Source organism: Gordonia sp. UBA7599 (assembly GCA_002477755.1).
Taxonomy (GTDB): Bacteria; Actinomycetota; Actinomycetes; order Mycobacteriales; family Mycobacteriaceae; genus Gordonia.
Genome location: DLKD01000147.1, coordinates 35,552 through 45,403, shown reverse-complemented (window position 1 = coordinate 45,403; position 9,852 = coordinate 35,552). Strand labels below are relative to the sequence as shown.

At 69.0% G+C, this 9,852-nt stretch carries 7 protein-coding genes; 3 read left to right on the top strand and 4 right to left on the bottom strand.

Annotated features, from left to right (window positions below):
- Both B4L26_RS17515 and B4L26_RS17510 read right to left on the bottom strand, forming a co-directional pair.
- Nucleotides 1-3,579, bottom strand: a 3,579-nt coding sequence (locus B4L26_RS17515) for an alpha-(1->3)-arabinofuranosyltransferase (RefSeq protein WP_290720937.1), incomplete at its 3' end; no start/stop codon positions are given.
- 29 nt (nucleotides 3,580-3,608) lie between these two features.
- A complete protein-coding gene (locus B4L26_RS17510) occupies nucleotides 3,609-3,809 on the bottom strand; it encodes a DUF2613 domain-containing protein (RefSeq protein ID WP_290720935.1) in 201 nt (66 codons plus the stop codon).
- A 54-nt stretch (nucleotides 3,810-3,863) separates the two neighbouring features.
- On the opposite strand from B4L26_RS17510, the gene B4L26_RS17505 reads away from it, so the two are divergent.
- Together B4L26_RS17505 and B4L26_RS17500 are read left to right on the top strand one after the other, a co-directional pair.
- A complete protein-coding gene (locus B4L26_RS17505) occupies nucleotides 3,864-5,036 on the top strand; it encodes a glycoside hydrolase family 3 N-terminal domain-containing protein (protein WP_290720932.1) in 1,173 nt (390 codons plus the stop codon).
- Nucleotides 5,037-5,166: 130 nt separating this feature from the next.
- A complete protein-coding gene (locus B4L26_RS17500; RefSeq protein WP_290720930.1) occupies nucleotides 5,167-5,787 on the top strand; it encodes a TetR/AcrR family transcriptional regulator in 621 nt (206 codons plus the stop codon).
- Between the two features lie 165 nt (nucleotides 5,788-5,952).
- Here the strand turns inward: B4L26_RS17500 and B4L26_RS17495 are convergent, their stop codons facing one another.
- Nucleotides 5,953-6,843 carry a MaoC/PaaZ C-terminal domain-containing protein gene (locus B4L26_RS17495; protein ID WP_290720928.1) on the bottom strand — a complete coding sequence of 297 codons (891 nt, stop codon included), beginning with the start codon at nucleotides 6,841-6,843 and terminating at the stop codon, nucleotides 5,953-5,955.
- A 1-nt stretch (nucleotide 6,844) separates the two neighbouring features.
- Complete coding sequence (locus B4L26_RS17490) at nucleotides 6,845-8,212, bottom strand: 3-oxoacyl-ACP reductase (RefSeq protein WP_290720926.1); 1,368 nt, start codon at nucleotides 8,210-8,212, stop codon at nucleotides 6,845-6,847.
- A 138-nt stretch (nucleotides 8,213-8,350) separates the two neighbouring features.
- Here B4L26_RS17490 and B4L26_RS17485 point away from each other — a divergent pair, with 138 nt between their 5' ends.
- Nucleotides 8,351-9,847: an acetyl-CoA C-acetyltransferase gene (locus B4L26_RS17485; RefSeq protein ID WP_290720924.1), complete on the top strand. Its 1,497-nt coding sequence runs from the start codon at nucleotides 8,351-8,353 to the stop codon at nucleotides 9,845-9,847.
- Nucleotides 9,848-9,852 lie beyond the last annotated feature (5 nt).

Genomic DNA, 9,852 nt, shown 5'->3' with positions numbered 1-9,852 from the left:
GACGGTGACCACCCGGTCGGGGTCGAACGGCCGTGCGTCGGGTGCCGGAGAGATCTTGATCTCCGCGATCCCGGCGGGTGCCCTGGTGGCGAATCCAAGCGAGTTCACGTCGATGACGTCGGCGGATTTGTTGACCCGCAACCGGATCCGGTCGGTGCGGGCACCGGTCAGGGTGACCGTCCCGTCCCGCGTCACCGTGCGGGTGAGCCAGCGCTCGCCCAGGTTCACCGACACCTCAGTGGGTGCCGCCGGATACGTCTCCGGCGCGACGATGCGCAGCTTGTCCACGCGTTGCACCTCGGGGAGGCGGATGGTCAGCGTCGGCCCGGAATCGCTCTCTCTCCCAGAGTCTTTCTGCCCGGACTCCTGTTTGCCAGGCTCCTCCTCACCCGAGTCTGTCTCCCCGGAGTCGCCGGCCCTGGAATCCTCTCGGCCCGAATCCTTCTGGGCGGGATCCTCCTTGGCGGGATCCTTGTGGCCAGAATCCTTCTGCCCAGAATCCTTCTGGGCGTCATCCCCGTTCTGTTTCTTGCTGTCCGGGTCACCGTATCCGCCGGTGTTGCCGGCCTTTCCGTCGGACGTCGCCTCGTCGCCGCTCTCGCGGTCCGACGTCGTCCCGTCATCGTCGGCGGGGTCCTCATCGTCGTCGCGGGCACCGTCCGCCGGTGCGGTCCACACGGTCGCCGGATCGCCGTCGACGGCGGCCTGCGCCGCACCCCGTGGATCGGTCACATCCGACGGACCGTCCGCGACAACCGATCCGGGTACGTGCAACAGCGCCCGCAGACCGTCACCGGGCATGGGGACGAGGGTGACGGTAGGCGACACCGAGGTTGCCGACGGCACCGACAGTGCGCGGGTGAACACCCCGGGTGTCTCCGGGGTCAACCCCAAACCGGAAGCGCACCTGAACAGTTCGTCGTCGGAGGAGGTGTCGCGCACGCACGCGGACCGCCCGGTGAGCTCCTGTGTCAGCACCCACTGTGCGACAGCTGAATTCTTCTGCTGGGCGGGCAGGACGACCCGCTGCCGGATCGACAGGGGGTTGCCCGTGGCGAGGTCGGTGAGCGTGACGTCGGCGAGGGCGAACTGGTTGCCCACCGTCGCGTTCTTGGTGGCCGTGGCGCGGATCTGCACGCGCTTCGTCTCCCCGGGCGGGAGGGTGACCGTCACCGGCTCGCCGGGCTTCACCCCGTTCACGACGGCGGTCCCCTGGTCGGTGGTGACCAGGATGGAGGTGACGTCGGGGCCGAGGGCCTTTGCCGTCGTCACGGTGACCGCCAGGTTCGATCGCGGCTGGGGGAACGTCAGCTCCAACCACTGCCCAATGGCGTGGTCGAGACCCGAGCTCAGCCAGGCCGTCGACCCGTCGCCGTCGAAGGCCGCGGCCGTCGAATTCGCGGGTGAGGTCTGGCCCGGCTGCGTGGCATCCGACGCCGACGACGAGGCGCGGACCTCCACCGCACCGGGCTGGTCGTCGAGGAGCCATTGCCCGACGACGGGGTGCTCGTCGCGGCGTGGACCGGCCGGGTAGTCGGCGACGGCGTTCTTGGTGCGACGGGGATCGCCCGGCGCGCGGATGGCCGACCGGTTGTGGTCGACGCGGCCGAAGTCGGTTTCGCGGTCGGCGGGAGCGTCGGTGATCCAGCGAGGCCCGTCCGACGAGAGGCCCGCGGCGCGAGCGTCGGAGTCCAGGACCGACAACAGCCCGGGGGGCAGTGCCTCGGGGCCTCCGACGACGCGGGGCATGGAGGCGAGGTCAGCGAGCACCGGGCCGGTGCCGGGGAAGACCTGGGTGTCGACGGCGAAGATCTGGATTGCGGGCATCGGCGGGCGAAGACCGTCGTCGACGACGACGCCGCGCACAACCGCCGGCGCGACGTCGGCGCCGAACTGGGCGACCTTGGCGATCCCCGGGGAAGCGAGCAGCGCCTGCTGCGCCAACAACGGTCGGGCCGACCGGGATTCGCGCGGATCGAGGTCGGCGCGCAGTACGACGTAGCCGACGCCGAGTTGGGCGAGCATCGGAGCGAGCTCGGGGGAGCCGCGGCCGTCAGCGATGTCGCGTTGCACCGCGTCGAGTGCGCGGATCGCCGTCGGAGGGACCAGTGGGATGGCATCGCGCACGGCCCACGGAGTCTGTGCGAGGGCCTGCATCGGCTCGTCGCGCGTGGTGCCCCACAGCTGTTGGGCAAAGGGGGAGCCGGGGACGATGAGGGTGCGGGTCGGTTGACTCGGACCGTCGGTAGCGGGGCCGGTTCGTTCATCGAGCCACCGCGCGGCGTCGCGCCAGTGGCTGGGCAGGGACCGGTAGGTGGCGTCGCCGGCGAGGCCACCGGTCCAGGCGAGAGTGCCCGCGCCGAGTAGCGCGACGAGCAGCACGATGGTCGCCGCGACCGGCCGAGAGCGCTGCGGGTGGGCGAAGCCGGCGAGAGCCTCGCGGACGGGGACCTCCGGGGGCAGCGGCACCCGCGCGACGAGGTGCGCGATGCCCAAGACCAGCGGGATGCGCAGGAACGGGTCGAACTTGTGCAGGTTGCGTAGCGGCGCGCCAGGACCGTCGAGGAAGACGCGTACGGGCTCGGCGATCGGCGAACCCCATTGACCGGCGTACCCGAGGCACATCAGCAGCAGACCCACGCCCAGGATGGCCACGAGCGTGCGCCGGTAGGGCAGCGACGCCATAGTCAGTCCGGCCAGTCCCGCGGCCGCGAGGACGCCGGTCGCGAGCACCGCGGCGGGTTGGGTCACGAGGATTGCGCCGGCCACACGCTCCGGGGAGACGAACGGCGTCCACGAACTGGTGCCGCGAAGGACCTCTGTCAGCGACGACCACTGCGTCGTCACACGCGAGGATTCGATGAAGTCGAGGAACGGCGGGCTCACCCGCGACAGCAAGACAAGCGGGATGATCCACCACGCGCAGACGAGCGCAGCGCCGAGTGCCCACCACGCGCCGAAGCGGGCCCACCGTCGACGATCGGTGTCACGGTAAGCCAGCGCCCACCACAGCACGCCGACGGCCGTTGCCGCGATCGTGGCCACCGCGTTCACCGCGCCCATCAGGGCGATCGGAACCGCGGCGCGCAGACCGAGTCGCCACAGCGGTGTCGTCGTCGAGGAGAGACCCGTGACGACGCCGAGAACGACCCACGGGGCCAGCATCATCGGGAGCGTCTCCGATGAGATGGAGCCGATCGTCGTCAACACGCGCGGGCTCAACGCGAAGATCGCGCCGGCCAGCAGGCGTGAACCAGGTGAGCCGATCCCCAGCGCCTGGGCCAGTTTCACGATGCCGACGACGCCGACGGTGAGCAGTAGGGCCCACCACAGGCGCTGGGTGATCCACGGCGGGATGTGCAAGAGATGGCCGAGGGCGAAGAAGGAGCCGTGTGGAAAGAAGTAGCCGTACGCCTGGTTCTGAACCTGACCCAAGGGGGCGGTCGGGGTCCACAGGTGCGCAGCGCGGGAGAGGAAGCCCCACGGGTTGGCTGTCAGATCGAGCTTGGTGTCCGCAGCGATCCGGCCCGGCGACTGGGCGAATGCGAGGACTAGAGACGCGGCGAAGATCGCTGCGATGCCGCGTCGGGTCAGATGCCCAGCGGCAGTCAGTTGGTGTCCCCGCTGCTCCCGCGCGATCCGTAATCGACGCTGCCGGGGACAAAACCGTCGGTGGGGTTGAAGTTGTTGGCGTCGGTGGCGGGGCTGGAACTGGTGGCGATCCAGGCGGCTGCGAAGATCCCGACGATTCCGACGAGGATGCCGACGACCGCGGCAATTGCGCCGGCGACGAGGCGGTTGTCGGCCAGGCGGTTGGTGAGCATGGCGTTGAAACTACCATCCGACGTGCCAGACTCGACGGCATGCACACCAGGACCACCATGATTTTCGGCGCGGTACTCGCGTCGGCGACCCTCGTCGTCGGAGGGTGTACGACGTCGGGAGAGCCTGAACCGGCGTACTCGTCTGCGCCGGCGTATCAGTCCTCGTCGTCGGCGTCCTCGTCGGCAGTCGTCGCCGCCGGGCCGGGATGCATCAGCACGGTCGTCGACAAGCTGAGCACGCGCCGCAAGCTGGCGCAGATGCTGATGGTGGGCGTGAAGGACACCGCCGACGCCAAGGCGATCGTCGCGAAGGAGCGGATCGGCGGGATCTTCGTCGGCAGTTGGACCGACAAGGCGATCTTGACGTCGGGTGCGGTGAAGGGGCTGTCGGCGGGGCGGATTCCGGTGATGGTGTCCGTCGATCAGGAGGGCGGTCGGGTCTCGCGGCTGAAGGCGATCGGCATCGACTCGCCGGCACCGCGCGAACTGGCGACGACGAAGACGCCCAAGCAGGTGCACGACTTGGCGTTCGGGATCGGCAAGCAGTTGGCGGCACTGGGGGTCACCGTCGACTTTGCGCCGGTCATCGACGTCAGCGACCAGGATGCGGACACGGTGATCGGTGACCGGTCCTTCTCCAACGACCCAGTGGTCGTCACCAAGTACGGCCGGGCATTCGCCTCGGGACTGCGCGACGCGGGGATCCTGCCGGTGCTCAAACACTTCCCGGGCCACGGCCACGGATCGGGCGATTCGCACACCGGAACCGTGCGGACGCCGCCGCTGTCCGAACTGATGACCAGCGACCTGGTGCCGTGGCGCACGCTGGCGCGCATGCCCGGTGTGGCCGCGATGGTGGGGCACCTCATCGTGCCCGGGCTGACCGGTGATGAGCTGCCCGCCAGCGTCAACCCCGCGGCGATCTCGATGCTGCGCACCGGCCGCGGCTACAACGGACCGGCATTCCACGGCGTGATCTTCTCCGACGACCTTTCGGGGATGGCGGCGATCACCGAGAAGTACCCGATTGAGCAGGCCGCTCCGATGGCGCTGGCCGCCGGCTCCGACATCGCCCTATGGCTGACCACCGACAAGGTGAGTGCGGTCTTGGATGCGCTGGAGAAGGCGGTCGCGAACGGCAAGTTGTCGATGGAACACGTCGACGCTTCGGTCACGAGGATTCTGCGCGCGAAGAAGATGCCTCGCTGCTAGTCAAGATTCGCCGAGCGAGCCCAAATCCGCGCCGAGCGAGCCCAATCCCGCGCCGACCGAGCCCAGAACTTACTCACCGGTAAGTAGTGCGGTAGAGTCGAGGACAAAGACATTCGACGGGAGTACGACGTTGGCCGGTGGGACGAAGCGGTTACCGCGCGCGGTGCGCGAGCAGCAGATGCTCGACGCCGCGGTGACGGTGTTCGCCGCCAACGGCTTCCGTGAGGCGTCGATGGATGCGATCGCCGCCGAGGCGCAGATCAGCAAGCCGATGCTGTACCTCTATTACGGCTCCAAGGAAGAACTGTTCAGCGCGTGCATCGCTCGCGAGTCGGCGAAGTTCATCGACGCCATGTCGACCGGTTTCAACCCGGCGCTGAGCCAGCGCGAGCAGGCGCGCACGGTCGTGCGGGAGTTCCTGCGGTTCGTCCATGAGAACGCGGAGTCGTGGCGGGTGCTTTACCGCGTCGCGGTGGGCACCGCCAGCTTCTCCGACCTGGTCAGCCAGAGCCGCAGCCGCGTTATCGAGATGGTCGCGCAGCTGATCAAGCAGGGCACGACCGTCGAGGGGGCGACGGACGTCGACTTCGAGATCACCGCCGTCGCACTGGTGGGTGCGGGTGAGGCCGTCGGCGACCGCATCAGCGAGGGCGACATCTCGCTGGAGACGGCGACGGACCTCCTCGTCGGGATCACCTGGCGCGGCCTGAAGGGCGTCGGTATCCACGACGGTCAGTCCGCCGAGGCCTGAGACGGCTCGCTCGGCGCGGATCTGGGCTCGGTCGGCGCGGGATTGGGCTCGGTCGGCGGATAGAGAAACGACGAAGCCCGCACCTTTCGGTGCGGGCTTCGACTGTTCTTTGCTTACTGCGGACTACATGCCGCCTACCGCGGACTACTTGACGCTCACCGCGGACTACTTGATGGCCCGCGTGGTCGCGGTCAGGTGCGGGAAGCCCTTCTTGCGATCCAGGATCGAGATGTCGTAGTCGCCGGGGCCGCCAGCGGCCTTGGTGTACAGGTTCACCGTCGCCGGCAGCAGGATCGGGCGGCCGAAGCGCACCTGGTAGTCCACCGCTTCGGTCAGCTGGTTGCTGACGTTGGCGACGGCTGCCGCCGCGCTCCACATCCCGTGCGCGATGGCGCGCGGGAAGCCGAATGCCTTGGCAGGCAGGTTGCCCATGTGAATCGGGTTGCGATCACCCGAGGCGGCCGCATAGTTGCGGATCTGACCCAGGTTGACCGACAGCACCGCGTCCGGCGGAGGCGGCGCCGCTTCCTTGGGCGCGGGGCCGCGCTCGGCGTCGGAGAGGCTCGTCTTCTGCTGGGAGAGGAACGTGCCGACCTGCTCGCACACCAGCTCACCGCCCACTTCGAACCGCGACGTGATGTCGATCAGGAGCCCCTTGCGGTGCTCGCGCAGGTTCCCGGCCTGGGTGCTGATCGTGAGGTGCTCGGTCACCGGGATCTGGCGGAAGCGCCGGATCCGGTTCTCCACGTGCACCGACCCGACTGCGCTGAACGGGAAGTCCGAGCTCGTCATCAGCTTCATGACCAGCGGGAACTGCAGCACGAACGGGTAGGTTAGCGGAAGGTTGTTGCCCAGTTGAAGGCCTGTGGTGCGGCAGTACTCCTGCAGCCGGTTCAGGTCAGTGCCCGGCGTGGTGTACCGGTACACCGTGTCGGGCACGGTGGCGTCCGGGCGCACCGGGCCGGACTTGCCGATCACCGGAAGCATCCCGGCCACCGCGCGTGAGTAGGTGTCAAGCGTCGACGGCAGATCGTCGATCGTGATGACCCGCCCCATGTCAGGCGCCCAGCATGCTCTGGCCGCAGACGCGGACCACGTTGCCGGTCACCGAGCTCGACGCCGGGTTGGCGTACCAGGCGACGGTCTCGGCGACGTCGACGGTCTGCCCGCCCTGCTGCAGCGAGTTGATGCGACGGCCCACCTCGCGGGTGGCCAGCGGGATCGCGGCGGTCATCGCGGTCTCGATGAAACCGGGCGCGACCGCGTTGATGGTGATGTTCTCCTTGGCCAGGATCGGCGCGTAGGCGTTGACCAGGCCGATGACGCCGGCCTTCGACGTGCCGTAGTTCGTCTGGCCGCGGTTGCCCGCGATGCCCGCGATCGACGAGACGTCGATGACCGCGCCACCCGGGCGCAGGGCCTTGGCCTTGACGAGGTCGTCGACGAGGCGCTGCGGGGCGATCAGGTTGACGCCGATCACCGAGTTCCAGCGGCCCTCGTCCATGTTGGCGAGCAGCTTGTCACGCGTGATGCCGGCGTTGTTGACGATGATGTCGAGGCCGCCGTGGCGCTCGAGCACATGCTCGGCGATGGTCTTGCCGGCGTCGTCGGCGGTGACGTCGAGGGGCAGTGCGGTGCCCTTCACCTTGTTCGCGGTCTCGCTCAGTGCCTCACCGGCGGCCGGGATGTCGGCGGCGATGACGTGGGCGCCGTCGCGGGCCAGGACCTCGGCGATGGTGGCGCCGATGCCGCGGGCGGCACCGGTCACCAGCGCGACGCGGCCGGCCAGCGGCTTGTCCCAGTCCTCGGGTGCCTTGGCCTCGTCTTCACCGATGCGGATCACCTGGGCGTCGACGTAGGCCGACTTGCCCGACAGGAGGAACCGCAGCGTCGACTCGACGCCGCTCAGGCCGGTCGAGGCCTTGGGGTGCACGTAGACGAGCTGTGCGGTGGCACCGCCCTGGGCCTCCTTGGCCAGCGAGCGGGTGAAGCCTTCGAGGGCGCGCTGGGCGATCTGCTCGTCGGGCTTGCGGCACAGCTCGGGGTGCGTGCCCAACACGACGAAGCGCGCCGAATTGCCGGTGGAGCGCATCAGCGGCGTGAAGAACTCGAACAGGGCCGACAGCTGGGCCGGCGCGGTGATCCCAGTGGCGTCGAACACGGCGGCACCGAGCTTGTCGGCACCACGGCCACCGGTGTTGTTGCTGATCAGGTCGTAGCCGTCAGCAGCGGCGAGGATCTCGCGCAGCGGCTCGACGAGGCGGCCTTCGCCACCGAGGACGACCGGGCCGGCCAGCGGGGCCTGCGTCGGCGAGTAGCGGCGCAGGTTCGGGGGCTGCGGCAGTCCGACGCGGCTGGCGATGAACGAGCCGGGGCCCGACGTGACGAAAGTCGAGTAGAGATCCTTGTTGGCATTACCGGACACGGAAAGAACTCCTTCGAGAGTGTGTAGTTTTCGCGACGTTGGGTTGCTGTCGGCCCGACCGGAGTCGACAAGCAACTTACTCGGGAGTAAGAATACTCTACGAGAAACACGTCCCCTCTTTCAGGAGTTCGCAAGCCAATGGCCACCACCCCAAGCACGCCGGCAACGACGACGGCGTCCGACGACAAGCCCGCCGCGAAGAAGGCCCCCGCCAAGAAGGCGCCTGCCAAGGCAGCGGCCAAGAAGGCTCCCGCCAAGAAGGCGGCGGCGAAGACCGCGGCCGCCCCGGCGGCGAAGGCTCCCGCGACGACCGCTCCCAAGAGTGCGGCACCGAAGTCGGGCATCAGCTCCTTTGCCACCGCCCCCAAGCGCAAGGTCGCCATCCTCGGCGGCAACCGCATCCCCTTCGCCCGCCAGGACAAGGCATACGCCTCGGCCAGCAACCAGGAGATGTTCACCGCGGTCCTGTCGGGCCTGGTCAGCCGATTCAACCTGCAGGGCGAGCGCCTCGGCATGGTCGCCGGCGGTGCAGTCCTCAAGCACTCGCGCGACTTCAACCTGATCCGCGAGTCGGTGCTGGGCTCGGAGCTCTCGCCCTACACCCCCGCATTCGACATCCAGCAGGCGTGCGGCACCGGCCTGCAGGCCATCACCGCCGTCTCCGACGGGATCGCCTCCGGTCGCTATGACGTCGCGATCGGCGGCGGTGTCGACACCACCTCCGACGCCCCGATCGGCGTCTCGGAGGCCATGCGCCGCCAGATGCTCGAGGTCAACCGCGCCAAGTCCACCCCCGAGCGCATCAAGGCCGCGCTGGCGCTGGCCACCAAGCTGGGCATCGAGATCCCGCGCAACGGCGAGCCCCGCACCGGGCTGTCGATGGGCGAGCACGCCGCGATCACCGCGAAGGAGTTCGGCGTCAAGCGCGAGGACCAGGACGCACTGGCCGCGGCCAGCCACCAGAAGATGGGTGCGGCCTACGACCGCGGCTTCTTCGACGACCTCATCACGCCTTACCGTGGCCTGACCCGCGACGAGAACCTGCGCCCGAACTCGTCGACGGAGAAGCTCGCCACCCTCAAGCCGGTGTTCGGCGTCTCGCTCGGTGACGCGACGATGACGGCGGGCAACTCGACGCCGCTGACCGACGGTGCGTCGGCGGTGCTGCTGTCCACCGACGAGTGGGCCAAGGAGAAGGGCCTGCCGGTCCTGGCGTACTTCGTCGACAGCGAGACCGCTGCCGTCGACTATGTCAACGGTCCCGACGGTCTGCTTATGGCCCCGACCTACGCGGTTCCGCGTCTCCTGGAGCGCAACGGTCTGACCCTGCAGGACTTCGACTTCTACGAGATCCACGAGGCTTTCGCCTCGGTGGTGCTGGCGACGCTGGCCGCGTGGGAGTCCGACGAGTACTGCATCGAGCGCCTCGGCCTGAAGAAGGCCCTGGGCTCGATCGATCGCAGCAAGCTCAACGTCAACGGCTCCTCGCTGGCGGCGGGCCACCCGTTCGCGGCCACCGGCGGGCGCATCGTCGCGCAGGCGGCCAAGCAGATCAAGGAGAACGGCGGCGGTCGCGCGCTGATCTCGATCTGCGCCGCCGGCGGGCAGGGCGTGACGGCGATCATCGAGGGCTGACCGCC